Genomic DNA, 23800 nt, shown 5'->3' with positions numbered 1-23800 from the left:
ACGCCGGTGGTCCCCGTGGTCGCCGCGGCCGTGTTCGTGCTGGTGCTGGTCGTGGGTGAGCGGGTGCTCGGCTGGCAGGCCTGACCAGGTGCCTCTGTCGCGCTGATGGCTGTCGAGGGCGGCGTCGTAGCGGTCGAGCAGGACGGCGGCGATGCGCTCGTCGGGCAGCAGGGGAGCGGTGACCAGGTCGGCGCCGGCCTCGGCGAGCTTGCCGTGGAAGTGGCCGGGCGCGAGCAGGTAGGAGGCGACGACCACCCGCTCGGCACCGCCCCTGCGAGCGGCCGCGACCGCGTCGGCCACCGGCGGCTGGGCGGCCGAGCCGTACCCGGTGGTCACCGGCCCGGCCCAGGAGCGCTGCAGCAGGTCGGCGGTGTCCTCGACGTCGGCCACCGACCGCGGGTCGCTCGACCCGGCGGCGGCGAGGACCACGGCGGTCAGCGGGTCGCGCGGGTCGGCGCCGGCCTCGACGAGCCGGTCGAGCAGCACCGCGGCCAGCCTGGGGTCGGGACCCAGCGGCCGGGCCGCGACGGCGGTGTCGTGCGCGGCGACGGCGCCGGCGATGTCGACGTGCACGTGGTATCCGCCCGACAGCAGCAGCGGCACGACGACGGCCGGCTGCCCGGATCCGGCGAGCCCGGCCACGACGTCGACCACCGTGGGCGGCTGCACGTCGACGAAGGCCGCCGTCGTCACCAGGCCCGGCCGCAGCCGGCGCGCGGCCAGTGCCAGCTCGGCGACCAGCCGCCGCCCGGTGGGGTTGCGCGTTCCGTGCGCGCAGGCGACGAGGACCGGGCAGGAGCTCATGGGGTGCGGAGCACGCCGCCGTCGACGGCGACCATGGTGCCGGTGACGTAGGAGGCGACGGGGGAGAGCAGGAAGGCGGCCACCCGGCCGAACTCCTCGGGCCGGCCCACCCGGCGCAACGGGATGCCGGCCTCGGTCTGCGCCCGCATGCGCTCGGGATCGCCGGAGGCGGCCTCGATCTCGGTGATCCGGTCGGTGGCGATCGTGCCGGGCATCAATCCCAGCACCCGGATCCCGCGAGGACCGAGCTCGTCGGCCAGCGCCTTGGCCGTCATCGCCAGGCCCGGCCGCAGGCCGTTGGAGATCGCCAGGTGCCCGATCGGCTGGCGCGCCGAGGTCGACAGCACGAAGCCGATCGCCGCGCCCTCGCCAAGGTGCGGCTCCAACGCCCGGACCAGCCGCAGCGGGCCGAGCAGCACGCTGTCGACGGCGTCACGCCAGGCGTCCTCCGGCGTCTGCAGCACGGTGCCCTGCGCCGGCCCGCCCACCGACACCAGGACGCCGTCGACCCGACCGAGCACCTCGAGCGCGCGGGAGGCCAGCAGGTCGGCGGCGTCCGGGTCGGCGAGGTCGGCCGCCACCCCGGAGGCGCCGTCCCCCAGCTCGGCGACGGCGGCCTCCACCGAGGACGCGGACCGGGAGCTGACGAGGACGCGCGCCCCGTCGGCGACGAGGGCCCGGGCGGTCGCGAGGCCCAGTCCCCGGCTCGCGCCGGTGAGCAGGTACCCGCGACCGCCCAGGCCCAGGTCCATCAGGCGGCCGAGCCGCGCAGCGACCGCAGGACGTACTGCATGATCCCGCCGTTGCGGTAGTAGTTCGCCTCGCCGGGGGTGTCGATGCGGACGCGGGCGTCGAACTCGGTCGTCCGACCGTCCGATGCCTCGGCCTTCACCTTCACCGTCCGCGGGGTCTCGCCGTCGTTGAGGGCGGTGATCCCGGTGATGGTGAACTCCTCGTCGCCGGTCAGGCCGAGGGACTCGCGGTTCTCGCCCTCGGGGAACTGCAGCGGCAACACGCCCATGCCGATGAGGTTGGAGCGGTGGATCCGCTCGTAGCTCTCGGCGATGACCGCCTTGACGCCGAGCAGCGCCGTCCCCTTGGCCGCCCAGTCGCGCGACGAGCCCGAGCCGTACTCCTTGCCGGCCAGCACCACCAGCGGGACGCCGGCCTGCTGGTAGGCCTGCGAGGCCTCGTAGATGCTCGTCGTCTCGCCGGTGATGTGGTTCTTGGTGACGCCGCCCTCGGTGCCGGGCACCAGCTGGTTGCGCAGCCGGATGTTGGCGAAGGTGCCGCGGATCATGACCTCGTGGTTCCCGCGGCGGGAGCCGTAGGAGTTGAAGTCGCGGCGCTCGACGCCGTGCTCGCGCAGGTACCGCCCTGCCGGGCTGTCGGCCTTGATCGAGCCGGCCGGCGAGATGTGGTCGGTGGTCACCGAGTCGCCGAGCACCGCCAGCGTCCGCGCGCCGGTGATGTCCTGCACCGGGGCCGGCTGGTCCTGCATGCCCTCGAAGTACGGGGGCTTGCGGACGTAGGTGCTCTCGGCGTCCCACGAGAAGGTGTCACCGGTGGGCGTGGGCAGGTTCTGCCACTGCTCGGTGCCGGCGAAGACGTCCTCGTAGCTGCGGCCGAACTGCTCGGCCGAGACCGCCTCGTCGATGACCCGCTGCACCTCGGCCGGCGAGGGCCAGATGTCGCGCAGGTACACGTCCTGCCCGTCCTTGCCCTTGCCCAGCGGCTCGGTGGTGATGTCGACGTCCATCGACCCGGCCAGTGCGTAGGCGATGACCAGCGGCGGGCTGGCCAGGTAGTTCATCTTGACGTCGGGGTTGATCCGGCCCTCGAAGTTCCGGTTGCCCGACAGCACCGAGACGACGGCGAGGTCGGCCTCGTTGACCGCGGCCGACACCGGCTCCGGCAGCGGGCCGGAGTTGCCGATGCAGGTGGTGCAGCCGTAGCCGACCAGGAAGAAGCCGAGCTTCTCGAGGTACGGGGTGAGGCCGGACTTCTCGTAGTAGTCGGTGACCACCTTCGAGCCCGGCGCCAGCGTCGTCTTGACCCAGGGCTTGGTCTCCAGGCCCGCCTCGACGGCCTTCTTCGCCAGCAGCGCCGCCCCGAGCATCACCTGCGGGTTGGAGGTGTTGGTGCAGGAGGTGATCGCGGCGATCACGACGTGGCCGTGGTCGACGAAGGTCTCCGTGCCGTCCTCGAGCACCACGCGGGTGGGCTTGGAGGCGCGGTCGGCCACCGGGCCGGTGACGACGTGGTGCGGCTTGCCGGCGTCGCCGTTGTCGTGCGCGAACGGGCTGGCCGGGTCCGAGGCCGGGAAGGTCTCCTCGACCGACTCGTCGACGTTGGAGCCGGCGTCGCGGGGCGCGTCGTCGTCGTCCTCCTGCATCTCGTCGACCGGCGCGTAGGTCGGCAGCGCCTCGCGGAAGGAGGCCTTGGCGTCGGTGAGCGCGACCCGGTCCTGCGGCCGCTTCGGGCCGGCGATCGAGGGGACGACCGTGGACAGGTCCAGCTCGAGGTACTCCGAGAAGGCGGGCTCACGCGACGGGTCGTGCCAGAGGCCCTGCTCCTTGGCGTAGGCCTCGACCAGCGCCACCTGCGCGGCCGGGCGTCCGGTCAGCTCCAGGTAGGTGATGGTCTCCTCGTCGATGGGGAACATCGCCGCGGTCGAGCCGAACTCCGGGCTCATGTTGCCGATCGTGGCGCGGTTGGCCAGCGGGACCGCGGAGACGCCCTCGCCGTAGAACTCGACGAACTTCCCGACGACGCCGTGCTGGCGCAGCATCTCGGTGATCGTGAGGACCAGGTCGGTGGCGGTGGAGCCCTCGGGCAGCTCGCCGGTGAGCTTGAAGCCGACCACGCGCGGGATGAGCATCGACACCGGCTGGCCGAGCATCGCGGCCTCGGCCTCGATGCCGCCGACGCCCCAGCCGAGCACGCCCAGGCCGTTGACCATCGTGGTGTGCGAGTCGGTACCCACGCAGGTGTCGGGGTAGGCGACGACGCGGTCGCCCTCCTGGCGCGGGAACACCACGCGGGCCAGGTGCTCGATGTTGACCTGGTGGACGATGCCCATGCCCGGGGGGACGACCTTGAAGTCGTCGAAGGCGCCCTGGCCCCAGCGCAGGAACTGGTAGCGCTCGCCGTTGCGCTGGTACTCGATCTCGACGTTGCGCTCGAACGAGTCCGGGGTGCCGAAGACGTCGGCGATGACCGAGTGGTCGATGACCAGCTCGGCCGGCGCCAGCGGGTTGATCTTGTTCGGGTCGCCGCCGAGCTCCGCCATGGCCTCGCGCATGGTGGCGAGGTCGACGATGCAGGGGACGCCGGTGAAGTCCTGCATGACGACGCGGGCCGGGGTGAACTGGATCTCCTGGTCGGGCTCGGCCGAGGGGTCCCAGTTCGCCAGCGCCCGGATGTGGTCGGCGGTGATGTCCGCGCCGTCCTCGGTGCGCAGCAGGTTCTCGAGCAGGACCTTCAGGCTGAAGGGGAGCCGGTCTGCGCCCTCGACCGCGTCGAGCCGGTAGATGTCGTAGTCGGTGCCGTCGACGCTGAGCGTCGACCGGGCCCCGAAGCTGTCCTTGCTGGCTGCCACTGCTTGCGCCTCACCCTCGCGTGTCCATCGGGCTTGAATGCCACCCTCCATCATCCCAGCCCGGCCCGACGAGCCGCTGGCCAGGCGACCCTTTCCTCCCCCCGGTGAGCTGCGTCGCACGACGCCGGTGGCCCGTGCACTTCCGCGGACGTGCACGAGGAGAGGACGGACCTACGGTGGACGGCGTGACCGGCGCCGTGCCCGACCCGCTCCCGGACTGGCTGGCCGGCGCCCGCCGGATCACGGTGCTGACCGGTGCGGGCGTCTCCACCGACAGCGGCATCCCCGACTACCGCGGGCCGCAGGGCGTGTGGACCCGCGACCCCGACGCCGAGAAGCTCGTGACGCTGTCCTACTACGTGTCCGACCCCGAGATCCGGCGCAAGGCGTGGCGCATGCGGGCGGGGATGCGCGCCGCCGACGTCGCCCCGAACGCCGGGCACCGCGCGCTGGCCGACCTCGGCCGCCGGGGCCGGCTGCGCGCGCTGCTCACCCAGAACGTCGACGGGCTGCACCAGGCGGCGGGCACCGCACCGGCCCGGGTCCTCGAGCTGCACGGCACGGTGCACGCCGTCGAGTGCCTGTCCTGCGGCGACCGCACGTCGATGGACGACGCCCTGGCCCGGCTCGACGCCGGCGAGCCCGACCCCGCGTGCCTGGTCTGCGGCGGCATCCTCAAGTCGGCGACGGTCAGCTTCGGGCAGGCCCTCGACCAGCGGGTCCTCGACGCCGCGGTGCAGGCGGCCGCCGACTGCGACGTCTTCCTCGCCGTCGGCACCTCGCTGGTGGTGTACCCGGTCGCCGGGCTGGTGGAGGTCGCCGCGGCGCACGGGGCCCGCGTCGTCATCGTCAACGCCGAGCCCACGCCCTACGACGGGCTGGCCGACCTCGTCGTCCGGGAGCCCATCTCGACGGCGCTGCCACGGTTGCTGGGGACGGCGTGACCCGCGCGGAGCTCGAGGCCCGCTACCGCGAGCTCGTGCTGCGCGAGCTGCCGCGGCGGGCCCGCGAGGGCCGCTGGGTGGTCAGGAACGACCACTGCTTCGGCCGCATCGTGCTCGACCACGCCGTGGCGGGGCGCTGGTACGACGTGCTCGACCGCCGCCGCTCGCCCGCGTTCGCGCAGCTGTCCGACGAGCAGCTCGCCGGCGCCGTCGCGCTGGCCGAGCGGGTGCTCACCGAGGGCGACCGGCTGCTGTGCGAGCTCGATGCGCAGAGCCTGGCCTGGCGCGGCAAGCCGCCGAAGCGGTGACCCTCCTCGTCGTCCACCTCGCGCTGACGGCGGCCTACGCCGGCTTCCAGTGGACCGTGCGCGCGCTGGTCTACCCGCAGTTCGCGCGGGTGCCGCCGGAGGCGTTCCCCGCGTACGAGCGGGCACACCAGCGGCTGATCGCGTGGGTCGTCGGGCCGCTGTTCGCCGGCCAGGCCGTCACCACGCTGTGGCTGCTGGCCGCCCGACCGGCCGGGACGCCGCTGCTGCCGGTGCTCGCGAGCGGCGGCTGCCTCGCGCTGGTGCTCGCGGTGACGGCGCTGGTGGCCGTCCCGCTGCACCGGCAGCTGGCCGCCGGGTGGGACGCCGGGGTGCACCGCCGGCTCTGCCACGCCGACACCGTCCGGGCGGTCGCGGCGACGGCCGGCACGGTCGCCGCCGCGTGGGCGGTGCTGGCCACGGACGGCTGACCTCCGTCCTCCCTCACCGCAGCGCGTCCTCCCTCACCGCCCACCGTGCGGGAGGACGCTGCACGATCAGGTCACCTGATCGTCGCGGAGGCGGCTAGCGTGACGGCGACCACGTCGAGCGGCTGACCGGCCCGCGGTCGGCCCTGGCACCCCGGGAGATCGCATGCGCGTGCCCCTCACCACCCGCGACTTCCTCGACCGCGCCGAGCTGGTCTACGGCGACCGCGTCGGCGTCGTGGACGAGCCGAGCCAGCCCGCGCCGTCGCTGGGTGAGGTGACCTGGCGCGAGTTCGCCCGCCGCGGCCGCGCGCTCCAGGCCGGTCTCGACGCGCTCGGCGTGGGGGAGGGCGAGCGGGTGGCGATCGTCAGCCACAACGCCGCCCGGCTGCTGGAGGTGCTGCTGGCCGTCCCGTCGTCGGGCCGGGTGGCGGTGCCGATCAACTTCCGGCTCAACCCGGAGGAGGTCTCCTACATCGTCGGGCACTGCGGCGCCCGCGTGCTGCTCGTCGACCCGGAGCTGGAGACCTCGCTCAAGGGCGTGCAGGCAGAGCACCGGTTCGGCACCGGCGAGGAGTACGAGCAGCTGCTGGCCTTCGGCGCCGAGCCCCGGCCCTGGTCGGAGCCCGACGAGGACGCCACCGCCACCATCAACTACACCAGCGGCACCACCGCGCGGCCCAAGGGCGTGCAGATGACCCACCGCAACATCTGGGTCAACGCGGTCACCTTCGGCATGCACATGCAGGTCAGCGACCGCGACGTCTACCTGCACACACTGCCGATGTTCCACTGCAACGGCTGGGGGCTGCCGTACACGATGGCCGGCGTCGGCGCCCGCCAGGTGGTGCTGCGCAAGGTCGACGGCGCGGAGATCCTGCGCCGCGTCGAGCAGCACGGCGTCACGATGATGTCCGGCGCGCCCGCCGTCTGGAACGCCGTCCTCGACGCCGCCGCCGAGTGGGACGGAGAGGTGCCCGGCCGCGACCGGGTGCGGATCGTCGTCGCCGGTGCGCCGCCGCCCTCGCGCACCGTCGCCCGCGTCGAGGCCGAGCTCGGCTGGGAGTTCAACCAGATCTACGGCCTCACCGAGACCGCCCCGCTGCTGACCATCAACCGGCCGCGCGCGGAGTTCGACGACCTCGACCCCGAGGAGCGCGCCAAGCGGCTGTCACGGGCCGGCGTCCCGGCGCTGGGCACCCGGCTGCGGGTCAGCGAGTCCGGTGAGGTGCTCGCCCAGGGCAACACCGTGCTGGCCGGCTACTGGGACAACCCCGACGCCTCCGCCGAGGCGCTCGAGGGCGGCTGGTTCCACACCGGCGACGGCGGCAGCATCGACGACGGCGGCTACCTGACCATCTCCGACCGCAAGAAGGACGTGATCATCACCGGCGGCGAGAACGTCTCCTCCATCGAGGTGGAGGACGCCGTGTTCAGCCACCCCGCCGTCGCCGAGGTCGCCGTGATCGGCATCCCCGACGACAAGTGGGGCGAGCTGGTGACCGCGATCGTCGTCGTGGCCGAGGGGGAGACCGTCACCGCGGAGGAGATCATCGCCCACTGCCGCTCGCGGCTGGCCGGGTACAAGACGCCCAAGCGAGTGGAGTTCCGCGACGCGCTGGCCCGCACGGCCACCGGCAAGATCCAGAAGTTCAAGCTGCGCGCGCCCTTCTGGCAGTCGAGCGAACGCCAGGTGAACTGAACCCGCCGCCCCTCCCGGCCGGGAGGGGCCCGACCCCACCCTTCGGGGGGAGACGCTCTCAACCGGGCCACCCGGCCGGTCGATCTCCGTGCGGGTGGCACCCGGACGGGTGCCCGGAGAGCACGCGCCCGGCCCGCACGCCGGCGCACCGGGAGGGGTCGGCACGTGGGTACGGGTACGCGCACGCGACATCACCGCTGGGCGCTGCGCGCCGCCGGGACCGCCGTGGCCGGTCTGCTGGCCGTCGGGCTGACCCCCGGCACCGCCGCCGCGGCGCCCACGGACGAGGAGATCGCCGCCGCCGAGGCCGCGCGGGACGCCGCCTCGGCGCAGGTGGGCGTGCTCAGCGCGCAGCTCGCCGAGGCCGAGGCCGCCGCCGCGCAGGCGCACCAGAACGCGCAGATCGCGCTGCAGGACTACGAGGAGACGCAGGCCGCCTACGAGGCCGCGCGCGCCGCCGCCGACGAGGCCGCGGCCGCCGCCGAGCGGGCCGACGCCGAGGTCGCCACCGGGCGCGCCCAGGTCGCCGCCTACGCCCGCGACACCTACATCCAGGGCAGCACCGCGCCCGGCGCGGCCGCCCTGCTGTCCTCCGGCGGCCCCGCGCAGCTCATCGAGCGGGCCGCGCTGCTCGAGGCGGCCGGCACCCACCGCGTCGACGTCGTCGGCGAGCTCGTCGTCCTGCAGGAGCAGGCCGCCGTCGCCCAGCAGGAGGCGCACACCGCGTCGGAGCAGGCCGAGGCGCTGCAGGCCGAGGCCGCCGTGATCCTCGAGGGTGCCCAGGCCCAGGAGCTCTCCGCCCGCGAGCAGACCGCCGCGCTCGCCGGGCAGCGTGACGCCCTGGCCGCCCAGGCCGCGGCGGCCGGCCAGGAGGTCACCGAGCTCCAGCAGGAGCAGGACGCCGCCGAGGCCGCGGCCGCCGCGGCCGCCGCCGCGGCTGCGCGCGCCGCGGCCAGCGCGACCCCCGCCCCGACCCGCCCGGCCCCGCCCGCTCCGCAGGCCGCCCCGTCGACGCGCCCGTCCCCGGCTCCGGCCCCGGCTCCGGCTCCCGCTCCCGCACCCGCTCCCGCTCCGGCTCCCGCACCCGCTCCGGCTCCGGCTCCGTCTGGCTCGTCCTCGTCGGGTTCCTCGTCGGGCTCGTCCTCCGGGGGTGCGGCGGGCACGCCGACGCCGCCGTCGTCGACCGTCGCCGGCGCCCCGTCGGCCTCGGCGGTGCAGCGGGCGATCGACGCGGCGATGTCCCAGCGCGGCCTGCCCTACAGCTGGGGCGGCGGCGGCGCGAACGGCCCGAGCTACGGCATCCCGCCGGACACCGGCATCCACGGCTTCGACTGCTCCGGGCTGACGGAGTACGCCTACGCGCGGGCCGGCATCCGGATCGGCGGCACCAGCCGCGACCAGTGGTGGAACAACCGCGGCAAGACCGTCGCGCGCGGCGACCTGCGCCCCGGCGACCTGGTCTTCTGGGGCTCGGGGAGCTCCTACACCTCGATCTACCACGTGGCGCTCTACATCGGCGACGGCAAGGTGGTCCACGCCCCGCAGAGCGGCGACGTGGTCAAGGTGGCGCCGATGTGGTTCGGCAGCACGTACTTCGGGGCGGTCCGCCCGACGGCGTGACGAAGGACCTCCGTGCCCCCACCCCGCCCGTGGCGGGACCCTGCGGGGAGGCCGGGAGGACGCACTGCCGGGCGCGGACACCGGCTGGGCATGGGGCGTCGGGCAGCCACGGGGGGAGCTGCCCGACGCGTCGCCAACGCTAGCAGCCGTTGGACCCCCGGGGCAGGGGGACGCACCCCCCGGTACGGCGCGTCCGCCCGGCGTGTCCCGCCGACGGGCCGGGCGGCGCGGCGCCGCGCAGGACCGGACGGACACCCAGGTCCGGGTGGGACACTGACCCCGGGACGGGCGGAAGGCCCCGTCACCGGCCCCCCGGGAGCCCCGATCCGGACCGGGAGGCCGCGGACCGGCATCCGAGGAGCCCCGTGACCACCGCCGCCAGCACCCCTCTCGACAAGCCCGCCGGCGCCACCGCCGCGGCCGCCGGTGCCCCGGTGCCGCCGTCGGCCGACGCCGCCCGGCTGGAACGGGCGCTGTTCGAGATCAAGCGGGTCATCGTCGGCCAGGACCGCCTGGTCGAGCGGATGCTGGTCGCGCTGCTCGCCCGCGGGCACGTGCTCCTCGAGGGCGTCCCCGGCGTGGCCAAGACCCTCGCCGTCGAGACGCTGGCCACCGTCGTCGGCGGGCGCTTCGCCCGGCTGCAGTTCACCCCCGACCTCGTGCCCGCCGACATCCTGGGCACCCGCATCTACAAGGCCGGGCAGGACGCCTTCGACACCGAGCTCGGCCCGGTGTTCGCCAACTTCGTGCTCACCGACGAGATCAACCGCGCGCCGGCCAAGGTCCAGTCGGCGCTGCTCGAGGTCATGGCCGAGCGGCAGGTCTCCATCGGCGGCGTCACCCACCCGCTGCCCGACCCGTTCCTCGTGCTGGCCACCCAGAACCCGATCGAGTCCGAGGGCGTCTACCCCCTGCCCGAGGCGCAGCGCGACCGCTTCCTCATGAAGGTGCTCGTCGACTACCCGAGCCCGGAGGAGGAGCGCGAGATCATCTACCGGATGGGCTCGACCCCGCCGGTGCCGGAGACCGTCCTCGGCCCGGAGGACCTGCGCCGCATGCAGCGCGCGGCCTCCCAGGTCTTCGTGCACCACGCGCTGGTCGACTACGTCGTCCGGCTCGTCGTGGCCACCCGCCAGCCGCGCGAGCACGGCATGGACGACGTCGCCTCGTGGGTGTCCTACGGCGCCAGCCCGCGCGCCTCGCTGGGCCTGATCGCGGCCGGCCGGGCGCTGGCGCTGGTCCGCGGTCGCGACTACGTGCTGCCGCAGGACGTGCTCGACGTGACCGCCGACGTGCTGCGCCACCGGCTGGTGCTGTCCTACGACGCGCTGGCCGACGGCGTCCCGCCGGACCACGTGGTGAAGCGGATCCTGCAGACCGTGCCGCTGCCGCAGGTGACCCCCCGCCAGCGGGCCGGCGGCTACGGCCCCGCCGCGCCGGGCGGTCCGGCCGTGCCGCCGCCCGGGGCGCCGTTCGGCCCGCCGCAGGGCATGCCCCCGTACGGCCCGCCCGGCTTCGCACCCGGCGGCCCCGGCCAGCCCGGCGCCGTCCCGGCCGGCCCGGCGCAGAACGGGTCGGTGCCGCCGGGCGGCCAGCCCGGTGCCGGCGTGCCCGGCGGCAACGGGCACGTCCCCGGCGCCCCGCAGGCGTGATCGGACGTCGCAGCCGCGCGCGGGGCGGGGAGGAGCCCGCCCCGCCCGGCGCCGTGGGGACGGCGACGGCGCCCGGGCCCGCGGGCACCCCGGGCTCGGGGATCGACCCGCGGGACGGCGACGGCTCGCCCCCGCACTTCGGCGAGGGCCCGGCCGACGTGCTGCTGCAGCGGCTGGAGCTGACCGTCCGGCGGCGGCTCGACGGGCTGCTGCAGGGCGACCACCTCGGCCTGGTGCCCGGCTCGGGCAGCGAGGCCGGCGACTCGCGCACGTACCACCCCGGCGACGACGTCCGGCGGATGGACTGGCCGGTCACCGCGCGCACGCAGGTGCCGCACGTCCGCGAGACGATCGCCGACCGGGAGCTGGAGACCTGGGCGGTGGTCGACCTCTCGGCCAGCCTCGACTTCGGCACCGGCCTGTGCGACAAGCGCGACCTCGCCATCGCCGGGCTGGCCGCTGTCAGCCACCTCACTGTCCGCGGTGGCAACCGGCTGGGCGCCGTCGTCACCACCGGGGAGCGGGTGGACCGCTACCCGGCGCAGGCCGGCCGGCTGGCCGCCGACCGGCTGCTGCGCGGGGTGGTGGCCACGCCGCGGGCCGCCACCGGACGCCGCGGCGACCTCGCTGCCGCCCTGGAGACGCTGCGCCGCCCGCCGCGCCGCCGCGGGCTGGTCGTGGTGGTCAGCGACTTCCTCGGCGACACCGACTGGGAGCGGCCGCTGCGCGGCCTCGGTGCCCGGCACGAGCTGCTGGCCGTCGAGGTGGTCGACCCGCGGGAGCTGGAGCTGCCCGACGTCGGCCTGCTCACCGTGCGCGACCCCGAGTCCGGGCAGACCCTCGAGGTGCCCACCGGGGACCCGGTGTTCCGCGCCCGCTTCGCCGAGGGCGCGGCCGAGCAGCGGCGGGCGATCGCCGCGGGCCTGCGCCGCGCCGGCGCCGGGCACCTGCAGCTGCGCACCGACCGCGACTGGCTGATGGACGTGGTGCGCTTCGTGGCCGACCGGCGCCGCGCGGGCAGCGGCGGGGCCTCCCGGTGACCGCCCCGACCCCCAGAGAGGTCCGCTCGTGAGTTTCCAGTCACCGCTGTGGCTGATCGCGCTCGTCCCCGTCGTCGCGCTGGCCGTCCTCTACGTGGTCATGCAGCTGCGCCGGCGGGTGTATGCGGCGCGGTTCTCCCAGACCGGGCTGGCAGCCGGGCTGCTGCCCAAGCGGGCCGGGTGGGTGCGGCACGTCGCGTTCGGCCTGACGCTGACCGCGCTGCTGGGCCTGGTGCTGTCGCTGGCCCGGCCGAGCACCGAGGTGCGGGTGCCGCGGGAGACCGCCACCGTGGTGCTGGCGCTGGACGTGTCGCTGTCGATGCAGGCCGAGGACATCGAGCCCAGCCGCTTCGAGGCCATGAAGGACGCCGCCTCGGACTTCGTCGACATCCTCCCCGAGCGGATCAACCTCGGGCTGGTGTCGTTCTCCGGCACCGCCTCGACGCTGGTGACGCCCACGACCGACCGCGACCAGGTGCGCGGGGCGATCGCCAACCTGGAGCTGTCGGAGGCGACCGCGATCGGTGAGGCGATCTTCACCTCGCTCACCGCGATCAGCACCTTCCAGTCCACCCTCGACGTCGGCGAGGGCGAGGAGCTGCCGCCGGCGCGGATCCTGCTGCTGTCGGACGGCTACAACACCGTGGGCCGGGAGAACACCCAGGCGACCGCGGCGGCGCAGGCGGCCGGGGTGCCGGTGTCGACGATCGCGTTCGGCACCGACTACGGGTCGATCGAGATCGGCGGCGAGGTGACGCCGGTGCCCATCGACCGCGACGCCCTGCGGCAGATCGCCGAGGAGACCGGCGGGCAGTACAACGAGGCCCGCACCCGCGCCGAGCTCGAGGCCGTCTACGACGACCTGGGCAGCCAGATCGGCTACACCACCGAGCCCCAGGACGTGTCCTACTGGTTCGTGCGGATCGCCACGCTGCTGCTCTTCGGCGGGCTGGGCCTGGCCGCCTGGCGCCTGCAACGGCTGTTCTGACGTGGCGTCCCGGCCGTCGTCGGTGGTGACCGGCGGAGCGCAGGGCGTCGGGCGGGCGATCGCCGAGCGGCTGGCCGCCGACGGCGAGGTGGTCGTGGTCGACACCGTCGCCGACCTCGCCTGGGCGCACGACCGGGTGCGGCTGGTCAGCGGCGACGCGCGCGACCCCGCCGTCCTGGCCCGCGCGGCGGCCCTGGCCGAGCAGGCCGGCCCGCTGACCGGGTGGGTGGCCAACGCCGCGGTCTTCCGCGACGCCACGCTCACCTCGGCGACCGCCGCGGAGGTGCTCGACCTGGTCACCGCGAACCTGGCCCTGGCCCTGGCGAGCTGCTCGGCCGCCGTCGGGCACCTCCGGGCGCACGGCCGGCCCGGGGCGATCGTGACCGTGTCCTCGCACCAGGCGCAGCGGCCGGTCCGCGGTGCGCTGCCCTACGCGACGGCGAAGGCCGCGGTCGAGGGGTTGACCCGCGCGGTCGCGGTCGACCACGGGCCCGACGGCATCCGGGCCAACGCCGTCGCGCTGGGCACGATCGCCACCGACCGGCTGGCGGAGTTCCGGGCCGCGCACCCCGGGGTCGACGCCGAGCTGGCCGCGCTGCACCCGCTGGGCCGGGTCGGCACGCCCGCCGAGGTCGCCGACGTCGTCGCCTTCCTGCTGTCCCCGGCGGCGGCCTTCGTCACCGGTGCCGTCCTGCCCGTCGACGGCGGCCGGGCGGTCAACGGCCCCGACCCCGAGGCGGGCTGAGCCCGCGGACGTCGACGGGCCGCCGGGGACGGCGTCGTCCCCGGCGGCCCGTGCCGCGCAGCGGTGCCTTCAGACGGTGAAGCCGCGCTGGCGGCGGACCAGCTTCCGCAGCATGAAGATCGTCTGCAGGACGGTGAGCAGGTAGAGCACCGGCCAGCCGATCGATAGGATCGCCGACTGCACGCCGATGCTCTGCTGGCTCCAGGCGAAGATCAGCACGACGAAGGTGGCCGCCGCGCAGACCGCCGGCATGACGTAGGCCGACCCACGGCCCCGCTCGGCCGCCGCCTGCGCCGCCCAGTTGTCCTTCTCCACCCGGGCGAAGAACTGCACCCACGCGGTGAGGAAGTGCCCCATGCGGACCCACATGTAGAGCTCCGCGGGCGCCACCAGCAGCGCATAGAAGATGTCACTGGCGCTCGTGTCGTGCATCGACAGCGCGATCCGCAGGTTGAGCAGCGTCGCCACCGCCGGCGGGATCAGCCAGACCGGGTTGAACACGAACGCGTCGATCGACAGCGCCGCCGCCAGCAGCAGCAGGAAACCCATCCGCGCGCCGATGTTGAAGACCATCGAGATGTTCTCGTACCAGCGCAGCCGCAGGTTCGGGTGCAGCGGCTGGCCCTTGCTGTCGCCGCGCTGGCCGGGCCAGAGCAGGTCGATGCCGCCGAAGTTCCACTTCACCTGCTGGCCGTGCAGCGCCCGCAGGGTGGTCATCGGGCCGACGAAGGCCCGGGCCCGCGCGCTGATCTTGGTGCTGAAGCCGGCGTCCTTGATCTGCAGCGAGAGCTTGGAGTCCTCGACCTCCGAGTCACGCACCCACGGCGCGGACTGGTGGTGGCGGTACATGACCGTCTCGAGCGCGCGGACGCTGAACAGGCTGCACTGGCCGCCGAGCACGGCCATGTTCCGGCCGCGGACCAGGTTGTCCATGTTGAAGCCGGCGAACTGCGCGCGCTGGCCGGCGACGAGGAAGCGCGCCATCGCGCCGTGGACCCTCGACTTGTCGAAGGTGTAGATCGCCGACAGGCCGCCGATGCGCGGGTCGGTGACCATCTCCTTCTCCAGCCACTCCACGCAGCGCCGGTCGAGGGTGGTGTCGCCGTCGACGCCGAGGATGTAGTCGTGACCGCGGCTGACGAAGTAGCCGTAGTTGAGGGCGCCGACCTTCTTGTCGGGGTTCTCGCCGATGTCGTGCACGTGGACGACGGTCCGGTAGCTCTCGCCCTTGACCACGCGGGTGTGCTCGCCGGCGAACTGCCCGGCGATCTCCGGGGTGTCGTCGTCGGTGTTGTTGATGACGACGTGGACGACGTCCGGCGGCCGGGTCTGGGCCAGCAGCGAGGTGAGGACGTCGGCGATCGTCGACTCCTCGTTGTACGCCGGGATGACGCAGCTGATCGTGGCGTGGCGCGGCTGCTGGTCACGGGCCTCGGAGCCACCGAACTCGGCCGGCACCAGCGAGCTGATGTCGGGGATCTCCTGGCCGCCGCGGGCCAGCAGGTGCGCGCGGTCGGTGGCGCGCCGGTTGCCGTGGACGACGAGCTGGGTCACGAGGGGTCCTCCTGCAGGAGCGGCAGCTCGAGGGTGTCGAGCACGGTCTGGCGGAAGTAGCGCTCCGCGCCGGGCTCGGTCTCGACCAGCAGGTCGAACTGGACCGAGACGGTGAGCGAGCCGGCGGCCGACGCCGTCCCCGGCAGGCTGAGCGCGGTGGTGTAGCTGAACGGCGGCGTGAGCGCGAACTCGCCGCGGTCCTCGGCGGCGAGGGCGCGGGTGCTGCCGTCGTCGGTGGTGGCCGCGAAGCGGGTCACCAGGACCTCGGCCTCGGTGTCCCCGCCCTCGACGTGCGCCGAGAGCTGGATGGTCTTGTCGTCCCCGGCGGTCCACGCCGTGGCCTGCTGGTCGGTCCAGTAGTCGACGACGACGGTGCGGTCACCGGCCGGCAGCGTGCGGGTGAGCGAGCCGCTGTCGAGGTCGCCGGCCGGACGGGCGGCTGCCGACGCCGTCGCCGCGGCCGTCCCGGCGCGGTCCTCGTCGGCGGTCGCCGCGGCCGGCTCGGCCTCGGTGGCCTCGGTGGCCTCGGTGGCCTCGGTGGCCTCGGTGGCCTCGGCGCTGAGGCCCGGGCTCATGCTGACGTCGGGCCACTCGCAGCCGGTCAGTCCGGTGAGCAGTGCGGCGCCGAGCGTGAGCACGGCAGCGCGGGATCGGTGCGTGGGTCGGGACACAGTCTCCCCAGGAGCGAGCGATCGGGTGATCACCGGGGACCGGGCGCCGTTGCACACCCCCAGCGGTGTCGCCGACGCTAGGGGCGGGACCGGGGGGTGGACGAGACCCGTTGACCCCTAGGGAGGAGTCGCGTCACCGCCCGGGCGAGGGACGCCCCCGGGCGGTGACGGTGCGTGCCCGACGGTGCGGTGCCCCTCAGCGGGTGGGGTCGAGGACGAGCTTGCCGGTGGTGCGGCGGGCGAGCAGGTCCTGGTGCGCCTCGCGGACGGCGGTCAGCGGGAACCGGCCGCCGCCGACCGGCTTCAGGGCGCCGTCGGCGACCAGCGGCAGCATCTCGCCCATCGCCTCGTCGAGCATGGCCGGCCGGCCGAAGCAGTGCGCCAGCCAGAAGCCGACGACCGCCCGGCTCGTCCCCATGAGCGCCGGCGCCTGCACCGGCCTCGGCGGGCGCCGGCCGGCCATGCCGTAGGCCACGAGCCGGCCGAAGGGCGCCAGGGCGGAGAACGCGCCGTCGAAGACGTTGCCGCCGGTCATCTCCAGGACGACGTCGACCCGCTTGCCGCCGTTGGCCTCGCGCAGCGCGGCGGTGAACGCCTTGGGGTCGTCGTCGGCGAGGGCGGGGTCGACGCTGGCGTCGGCGCCGAGCTCCTCGGTCAGCGCGCGCTTCTCCGCGCTCGACGCGGTGGCGATCACCCGGCCCGCGCCCCAGCGCCTCGCCAGCTGGACCGCCAGCGAGCCGACCCCGCCGGCGCCGGCGATCACGACCACCGACTCCCCGGCGGCCAGGTGGGCGCTGGTGCGCAGCAGATGCCAGGCGGTGGTGCCCTGCAGCACGAGGGCGAGGGCCTGCTCGTCGGTGACGCCGTCGGGCACCGGCCACGTCAGCCGCGGGTTGGCGACCACCTTCTCGGCGTAGCCGCCACCGCCCTCGAGCAGCCCGACGACCCGCTCGCCGCCGCCGGCCGGGCGGCCCACGAACTCGGCGCCGGGGACCAGCGGCAGCTGCTGCGGGGCCAGGTAGCTGTCCTCGGTCTGGTGGGTGTCGGCGTAGTTCACCCCCGCCGACGACACCTCGTAGAGTTGCCGGCCGTCGCCGGGGACGGGGTCGGGGAGGTCGACGACGTCGAGGACCTCGGGGCCGCCGAAGCGGGTGATCTGCACGGCACGCATGAGGTGAGGCTAGGGCCGACCGGCAGACGGCGATCGCGGCGGCCCGGCATCCTCCTACACGCTGGGTGCGCATGGCTGGGTCAACGAGCCCAGCCGGGTGTTCATCGCCTGCTGCAGCTGCAGTGAGCCGGCGACGATCCTGGGTGCGGGTGAGCAGGTCGACCTGGTCGAGAGGATGCTTCGCTGCTCCGGGCGGCGGATCGACATGAGCTAGCCCTTCGTCGACGCGATGCTGCCCGACAGGTCACGGCGGCACGTGGTCATCCCCATGACAACTTGGCCGGCAGACACCTCCCAAGCCGGAGCCTAGTCCTTCTGAACGGACGAGGGCTCCCACGCCTGATCAACAGACGAAGGCACCTCCCGGGGACATCGCTCGACGAGCTGGTGGCCACTGGGACGCTGACCGTGCAGGCCGCCCGGCTCCTGGAGGCCGCGATTCGCCGTCAGGCTCAGCGTGCTGGTCTCTGGCGGCACGCAGGCCCGGCAAGACGACGCTGTTCACCGTGCTCGGCTACCGAAAGGCCTGGGAGGAAGCTCCTGCGTCGTAGGCGGTGCCGTTCTGAGCCCTTGACTACACCGACCTTGCGCGTGACCACGTCTGAGATTCTCAGAAGGCCGTCTCGGGCAGGCCGGCATGCGGGTGGGACTGGACGAGCTGGAGTACAGGTCCGCCGCCCGTGGGCAGTGGACCTGCGCTGCATCGAAAGCGACGGTTCCCGGTGACCGTGGCGTCGGGTTCCCCTGCTTCAATGCCCGAGGTCAGCATCTCCGTCCATGGCAGCACTGGCGTTGTGCGCCTGGACTGCGGCCACCGCACCGGCAGTCCAGGCGGCGAAGGGCGCGGGCGTGCGTTCCTTCACCGTCTGGGTCCGCCGGCCATTGGCGGCTATCCTCTCCACAGTCAGAATGTGCGGACAGTACTCTAGCTCTAATCCCGCGCCGACGTTCTCCGGTAGCAGTCCGTCAGCGGTCTGACGGAGCATCCGTGCGTCCAGATCCAGGGCGAGGTCATGCATACCATGTCGGCGGAGGCCTCGCGCGACCTTGTGTACTGCGAAGGCCCAGACCTGCGAATGGTAGTCAAACTTTTCGAATCGGATCTCGTCCTTCGCTCTTCCTGCAATTCCAACCGGAGTCAGCATGTCGGGACCGGTCAAGTGTTGGGCGAGGTCGGTTACCAGTCGGGCGTCGGACGGCTCGCCGAACAGGTCGGAGTCCAAGGCGAACCCCATGTCGATCGCGCGGACAGCCATTGATTGAGGGGTGCCTCCTGGGCCACGGTCAACCCCGTTGGCCAAGAAGGTGCCGCGCTCGTCCGCCACGACATAATGCCTGAGAACAGATGACTTGACGGCGTCTGCCTGCTTTCGGAGCGTGCTCGCAGACCTTCTTGACCGCGTCGTCTGCTCCTGCAACTGGGCCATGGCCAGTAGTGCGTCGTACACGAGTGCCTGCAGGGAGATAGGCGCCACGTGGGCGCCAGGGAGGCGACCGTCCCGGTGGTAAAATGCGTTAGGGGAGTCGGTCCACACGGTGAATGAGTCGCGCCGGTTCATTCCTGCCCACAGCAAGGCGTGCGAGCTCGGACGCCGCAGGTGGCGCAGCAGCCAGCGGACCGCGTCGTTCGCGGCCCTCTCTAGCGTCACTGGCCTTCCAGCGTGAAGGACAACCTGACCCGCTAACGCGTGATCGTCTGGGTAGACGATCTCTTGAGCGCGAAGCTCAGGAGCGGCCAGAAGTGTTCGGCACGCCGCGAGGACGAATTGCACGGTCGTGTCTGTGCCACCGAACCAAGGCCACCGTCGCCCTGTCTCGAGAGTCAACTTGATCGCCAGCGGGTCATCGGGTCGGCGGATGTGGTTCGGGACCTTTCCCGGCTCAGCCTGCGCCCGCTCGTCGTACTCGCGCGCCTGGTAGGCCGCGAAGTACTGAACCGTCCCGATCTCAAGCTGGGGGTAGTACGGCTGCAGAAAGTCGGCCGTGTAGAAGGCGTCGCGGCCAAACTTGGCCTCGTAGCGCCGGACCTCCGGGTTATCGGCGTTTTCAGAATTGACCGCGGAAGCTACGACCGGACCGCGAGCGCCGAGTCTGTCCACCGACTCGACACCCGCCATGCGGAGCAGAACGTCTAGCGCCTTCTCCCGTCGCTCCGGCAGCCTCATGACCGACGGTCGGATGTCGACCAGCGTTTCGTCCGTCGCGATGCACACCGGCCCGAGAGGGGTGTCCACGACCTGTCTGGCGACGACAAACGCGGGTCGTCTTAGGCCATCCCGAGCAGTCATCGCTTACCAGGAGTGGCACTGGTCACGGCAGGATGCATCAGGTCTGTGGCCCCCTCCAGCAAGGTCGATATGCGCGCATCCGCCTCGCGCTCCGAAGCGGAGACATGCGGGGACTCGTGGCTCCCGGCGACGTACCCGGCCCAGAGCAGCAAATCCACTCCCGCGAAAAAGGCCACGCGGTCGCGCTCAAGCCGTCGGTCGAGCGCGCACGCCTCCTCGACCAACCGGGCAGCATGGTCCGCGCCTCCGAGATGGGTGCACATGTGACCGACGTCCGCCTCGGGTGGGCCGACAAGCGCGCCAGGCGGGTCGAAGAGGATCAGGCCGTTCTCGCCCCCGTCCAGGACGTTGCTCGGACTGACGTCGCCGTGCAACAGGACGCGGCGCCCTGTTGCACTGGCCGCGTTCAGCGTGGCCTCCCAGCCGTAGGGCTCGCGTGCGCCGCGTCGCCGGAGGCAAGGGATCGCCCATCGCAAGTGGAGGTGCATTCGGTCGGCCCACGTGCGCGCCGTCCCGAGCAAATCTTCAGGCAGCTCGTTAGCGGGGATGTGGAACGGTGCCAGCAGTACCATCAATTCCGTGAGTAGGGATACCCGGTCGTCGACTGTACTCCCGTCGACGGGAGGGATGGTCGGGTAGGGGAGGTAGCTGGTGAGCAGAAAGCTAACGACCCCTGCCTTATCGCCGACGGAGACACTGACTTCACCGCACGCCAACGGAGGCACGCAGGGGAGGCCACGTTCATGCCAGATGCGGAGGACTCGTCCCTCGCCCGGTTCCCTCGTATTGCCCACGAGTTTGAGGACGGCCAGATCGCCATCTTGGCGGCGAACGAGTCGCACGAGGTTTCGCGATTCCGGCGTGGTGAGGCTGCGAAGATCCTGGACGACTCCTGCTCGCTGAGCAGCCTCCGCGTAGGCAGCCTTCACGAATCTAAACTCCTCTATCTCGTGCAAGTACATGCCTGAGGTCTGCACCCTGCTGCACAGGGCCTGGGCCTGTGCCTCCATGTTGACGAGGAGTTCGGGGCCAGGTGAGAAGGACACGCGTGAATCCTTTACTTGGCTAGACGGTGTACGCCCGTTGGGCCACGTAGAGCGAGTAGCCGAGGGCGAAGTACGCCGACACGGCATGACAGGCCTGGAGCAGGTTTACGGCCCATCCGCCGGCCGCGAAGTGCCCGTTCGAGAGGGTCACCATACTTGAGAGGCTAAAGATCACCGCCTCCAGCGGCGCTGGCCCGAAACTTGCGGAATTCTCCGGCTTCGGCAATCCGGTCCACAGCCACACTACTAGCCAGATCAACGGGAGGAGAACCAGGTACAGGAGGGCTAGGGAGCCCAGCAGTCGCGGCAGCGACGACCCGTTCCAGCTGAACACGTAGCCGGTCCACTTGCGGAGGTAGCGCACCCGGGCATGGGACCGGTAGTAGCCCATCTCCATCCGCTGGCGCTGCCGGTATATCGCTCGCGCCTCGTGTCGAGCCCCGTGGCCTGCCAGCAATCCCTGGATGAGCGCGAGCTGGTGCAGACCCTCGGTAAGATCGTCCGCCCGGTTGCCGTTGCGCGACGCCGCAGCAGGACTGCCTAGGGGAAGGTCGAACTTCCTCTCAGCGTCCTCGCGACTCCTCGTCTGGCGGATCTTGGCGATGCCTTGCCACACCCGGAGCAGTCGGTCAACATCCGTAGCCGGCCTGTCCTCCTCTGGGAGGAGCACCGTGGCGTCGGCGTGATTGCGCGGGCATCCATTCTCCGTGGTTTTGTCCCGTTGGCACGCGGGACACCAAGGTCGAGTGGCAATCATGGTGCGGGTGGCCCGCCGGGTTGTTCGCGCCGCATTGGCTGCTGCCCGGGTGTAGCAGGCTGCTGCCCGTTCCAGCCGCTTCTCGCTCTCAGGCGCCTTGCTAGAGGCCTCCTGACCTCGTGGTGCGTCTGTGTCGGACTGGGCCGGAACTCGGGCCATTCCATAGTGCAGCGCCTTTTCCCAGGCCCACCCGGCGCGTCGGAACAATCTCGCGGCGTCCGCGGGGTTGGCGGTGGCCGCGGCCGTCTCAGCCGCCCATTCGTATGCCCAGGCCTGTTTGCGCCGGTCTATGCAGCCGGAGCCACATTCGTCGGGGCAGTCGTCTAACTCAGCCCACTCCCGGTCGGAAATGACGTTAAACTGACCGAACAGTTCACGACCCACTGGGGTCTCATAGGCGTCTGACGACGCCCCTTTACTTGAGGTGGAATCCTCTTCTTCCAGGCGACGGCCGAGTGAGTTGCCTAGCCTCTCCCATGTCCCGACCTGCGCCCGCCAATTGTCTGCCATCTGCATCGCTCGGGCGGACTTCATCAGCAGGTCGTCGCCACTCATCGTGCGAATATCTGGCGGACCCGCTTGGGTGCTGTCCCGATAGGCGCGCATGTACTCCTCGAAGGCGCCCTGGAAGTCGTAGCTCCGCACTAGGTCATCGCCTCGCGCACTCGAGCCTGCCGGCTCAGCGGGCCCCGAGGTTGCTGAGGACTGCACGACGGAAGCAAAGCACGCCGCATCCCCAACCGCGCCGTCTCTACGCCTCGCGGCCAAATGCAAGTCGTCCCATGTCACATCGAACAGACCACGCTGCTCAACTGCCTGGTCGTCGGCGTCCGGGCACGTGAGCGGGTGACCACCTGCGAGCAAGTCCTCGAGCTCTCGGGCAGGTGGGGGAACACGCTGGCAGTCCCCTCGACGAGCCGACAAGGTTCCTTCTTCTCGCGACGCGCGCGAGTCACCATCTGGACGTCCGGCACTCCTGCCGTCACGACAGCTGTGCTGTCGGGCCTCGGCAGCGCCCGCGACTCCATGGGAGTCACCGGGATGGGCAGCCTGTTCGCCGAGGCCTGAGGTGGTCGACGGGCGGGCGGGGGTCGGGTGGTCGGCCCTCGCCCGCCCTAAGGGGGTGCGATCCGGCCCGCCCCCATCGGCGGCGCGGCCGGGCCTGGGAGCATGGGCAGTCGCGTTGTCTGAGGGAGGACGAGTCCGACATGCCCAGAGCCCTGCTGCTGGAGAACATCGACCCGGTGGCGGTGGAACTGCTGTCCTCGGCCGGCTACGAGGTGGAGTCCCTGCGCGGAGCGCTCGACGAGGCCGACCTGGTCGCCGCCCTCGACGGGGTCGACCTGCTGGGCATCCGGTCGAAGACGCAGGTGACCCGGAAGGTCGTGGAGAGCCGCCCGGCGCTGGCGGCGGTGGGCGCCTTCTGCATCGGCACCAACCAGATCGACCTCCCCGCGGCGGCCGCGGCCGGCGTCGCGGTGTTCAACGCGCCGTACTCGAACACCCGCAGCGTCGTCGAGCTGGCCATCGCGGAGATCATCAGCCTGGCCCGGCGGCTGACCGACCGGGACCGCGCGCTGCACGACGGGGTCTGGGACAAGTCGGCGACCGGCAGCCACGAGATCCGCGGCCGGACCCTGGGCATCGTCGGCTACGGCAACATCGGCAGCCAGCTGTCGGTGCTCGCCGAGGCGCTGGGCATGCGGGTGCTGTTCTACGACCTCGAGGACAAGCTCGCGCTCGGCAACGCCGAGGCCTGCGGCAGCCTGGAGGAGCTGCTCGAGCGGGCGGAGACGGTGACGCTGCACGTCGACGGCCGGGCCGGCAACGCGGGCTTGTTCGGCGCCGAGCAGTTCGCCCGGATGCGCCGGCGCAGCCTCTTCCTCAACCTCTCCCGCGGCTTCGTCGTCGACCACGAGGCGCTGCGCGAGCACGTCCTCAGCGGGCACATCGCCGGGGCCGCCGTCGACGTGTTCCCCGACGAGCCCAAGGAGCAGGGCGACCCGTTCGACTCCGTGCTGCGCGGGCTGCCCAACGTCATCCTCACCCCGCACGTCGGCGGGTCGACCCAGGAGGCGCAGTACGACATCGGCCGCTTCGTCGCCGGCAAGCTGGCCGACTACACCCGCACCGGGACGACGACGCTGAGCGTCAACCTGCCCGCGGTGGCGCTGCACGGGTCCTCGGCGGCCCGCTTCGCGCTGCTGCACCGCAACGTGCCCGGCGTCATGGCGCGGGTCGACGCGCTGGTCGGCGAGCACGGCCTCAACGTCGACGGCCAGGTGCTGGCCACCCGCGGCGAGCTCGGCTACGTCGTCACCGACGTCAACGGCGAGCTGCCCCCGACCCTGCACGCCGCGCTCCGGGCGCTGCCCGAGGCGGTCCGTATGACGACGTTCGCCCGGCCGTCCTGACGCCCGGCGTCACGACGGAGGTGCCAGGCCTGTGGTTGGCTCGGCCACCGAGCGACGACGACAGGAGGCG

At 72.8% G+C, this 23800-nt stretch carries 18 protein-coding genes and 1 pseudogene; 10 read left to right on the top strand and 9 right to left on the bottom strand.

Annotated elements, in window-relative coordinates; translation table 11 throughout:
* Positions 1-228: 228 nt before the first annotated feature.
* From ACI78U_RS04940 to ACI78U_RS04930, 3 genes and pseudogenes are all read right to left on the bottom strand, one after another.
* A pseudogene (locus ACI78U_RS04940) lies at positions 229-804 on the bottom strand (sirohydrochlorin chelatase); the annotation flags it as partial.
* On the bottom strand, positions 801-1556 hold the full coding sequence (locus ACI78U_RS04935) for an SDR family oxidoreductase (protein ID WP_456874182.1): 756 nt from the start codon (positions 1554-1556) through the stop codon (positions 801-803). The gene ACI78U_RS04935 and the pseudogene ACI78U_RS04940, both read right to left, overlap by 4 nt.
* Complete coding sequence (locus ACI78U_RS04930) at positions 1556-4405, bottom strand: aconitate hydratase (protein WP_456874181.1); 2850 nt, start codon at positions 4403-4405, stop codon at positions 1556-1558. The genes ACI78U_RS04935 and ACI78U_RS04930 overlap by 1 nt, the downstream gene beginning before the upstream one ends.
* Positions 4406-4590: 185 nt before the next feature.
* Between ACI78U_RS04930 and ACI78U_RS04925 the strand changes: the two genes are divergently transcribed.
* The 9 genes from ACI78U_RS04925 to ACI78U_RS04885 all read left to right on the top strand — a co-directional run bounded on the left by ACI78U_RS04925 (position 4591) and on the right by ACI78U_RS04885 (position 13829).
* Positions 4591-5349: an SIR2 family NAD-dependent protein deacylase gene (locus tag ACI78U_RS04925; RefSeq protein WP_456874180.1), complete on the top strand. Its 759-nt coding sequence runs from the start codon at positions 4591-4593 to the stop codon at positions 5347-5349.
* On the top strand, positions 5346-5657 hold the full coding sequence (locus ACI78U_RS04920) for a hypothetical protein (RefSeq protein WP_456874179.1): 312 nt from the start codon (positions 5346-5348) through the stop codon (positions 5655-5657). The genes ACI78U_RS04925 and ACI78U_RS04920 overlap by 4 nt, the downstream gene beginning before the upstream one ends.
* Positions 5654-6085 carry a DUF1772 domain-containing protein gene (locus ACI78U_RS04915; RefSeq protein WP_456874178.1) on the top strand — a complete coding sequence of 144 codons (432 nt, stop codon included), beginning with the start codon at positions 5654-5656 and terminating at the stop codon, positions 6083-6085. The genes ACI78U_RS04920 and ACI78U_RS04915 overlap by 4 nt, the downstream gene beginning before the upstream one ends.
* A 163-nt stretch (positions 6086-6248) precedes the next feature.
* The gene (locus ACI78U_RS04910) at positions 6249-7784 is read left to right on the top strand and encodes an AMP-binding protein (protein ID WP_456874177.1); all 1536 of its coding nucleotides are present in this window, start codon (positions 6249-6251) and stop codon (positions 7782-7784) included.
* A 165-nt stretch (positions 7785-7949) separates the two neighbouring features.
* A complete protein-coding gene (locus ACI78U_RS04905) occupies positions 7950-9404 on the top strand; it encodes a C40 family peptidase (protein ID WP_456874176.1) in 1455 nt (484 codons plus the stop codon).
* Positions 9405-9769: 365 nt separating this feature from the next.
* Entirely contained in the window at positions 9770-11056 is a 1287-nt protein-coding gene (locus tag ACI78U_RS04900; RefSeq protein ID WP_456874175.1) for an AAA family ATPase, read from the top strand.
* The gene (locus ACI78U_RS04895) at positions 11053-12096 is read left to right on the top strand and encodes a DUF58 domain-containing protein (protein ID WP_456874174.1); all 1044 of its coding nucleotides are present in this window, start codon (positions 11053-11055) and stop codon (positions 12094-12096) included. Before ACI78U_RS04900 ends, ACI78U_RS04895 begins: the two co-directional genes overlap by 4 nt.
* Before the next feature lie 28 nt (positions 12097-12124).
* Positions 12125-13084, top strand: coding sequence for a VWA domain-containing protein (locus ACI78U_RS04890; protein WP_456874173.1), 960 nt, complete (start codon positions 12125-12127; stop codon positions 13082-13084).
* A gap of 1 nt (position 13085) precedes the next feature.
* Positions 13086-13829: an SDR family NAD(P)-dependent oxidoreductase gene (locus tag ACI78U_RS04885; RefSeq protein WP_456874172.1), complete on the top strand. Its 744-nt coding sequence runs from the start codon at positions 13086-13088 to the stop codon at positions 13827-13829.
* A gap of 69 nt (positions 13830-13898) precedes the next feature.
* Here ACI78U_RS04885 and ACI78U_RS04880 read toward each other — a convergent pair whose 3' ends face one another.
* The 6 genes from ACI78U_RS04880 to ACI78U_RS04855 form a co-directional block, all read right to left on the bottom strand.
* Positions 13899-15383, bottom strand: coding sequence for a glycosyltransferase family 2 protein (locus tag ACI78U_RS04880; RefSeq protein WP_456874171.1), 1485 nt, complete (start codon positions 15381-15383; stop codon positions 13899-13901).
* Complete coding sequence (locus ACI78U_RS04875) at positions 15380-16021, bottom strand: hypothetical protein (protein WP_456874170.1); 642 nt, start codon at positions 16019-16021, stop codon at positions 15380-15382. The genes ACI78U_RS04880 and ACI78U_RS04875 overlap by 4 nt, the downstream gene beginning before the upstream one ends.
* 229 nt (positions 16022-16250) lie before the next feature.
* Positions 16251-17225: a quinone oxidoreductase family protein gene (locus ACI78U_RS04870; protein WP_456874169.1), complete on the bottom strand. Its 975-nt coding sequence runs from the start codon at positions 17223-17225 to the stop codon at positions 16251-16253.
* 749 nt (positions 17226-17974) lie between these two features.
* A complete protein-coding gene (locus tag ACI78U_RS04865) occupies positions 17975-19459 on the bottom strand; it encodes an MGH1-like glycoside hydrolase domain-containing protein (RefSeq protein WP_456874168.1) in 1485 nt (494 codons plus the stop codon).
* A gap of 50 nt (positions 19460-19509) precedes the next feature.
* On the bottom strand, positions 19510-20559 hold the full coding sequence (locus tag ACI78U_RS04860; protein WP_456874167.1) for a phosphotransferase: 1050 nt from the start codon (positions 20557-20559) through the stop codon (positions 19510-19512).
* 19 nt (positions 20560-20578) lie between these two features.
* Positions 20579-21961, bottom strand: coding sequence for a hypothetical protein (locus tag ACI78U_RS04855; RefSeq protein WP_456874166.1), 1383 nt, complete (start codon positions 21959-21961; stop codon positions 20579-20581).
* Between the two features lie 563 nt (positions 21962-22524).
* Here ACI78U_RS04855 and serA point away from each other — a divergent pair.
* The gene (gene serA / locus ACI78U_RS04850; protein ID WP_456874165.1) at positions 22525-23730 is read left to right on the top strand and encodes a phosphoglycerate dehydrogenase; all 1206 of its coding nucleotides are present in this window, start codon (positions 22525-22527) and stop codon (positions 23728-23730) included.
* Positions 23731-23800 lie beyond the last annotated feature (70 nt).

Source organism: Geodermatophilus sp. SYSU D00710 (genome assembly GCF_054050195.1).
This window is presented reverse-complemented; position numbering and strand designations above follow the sequence as displayed.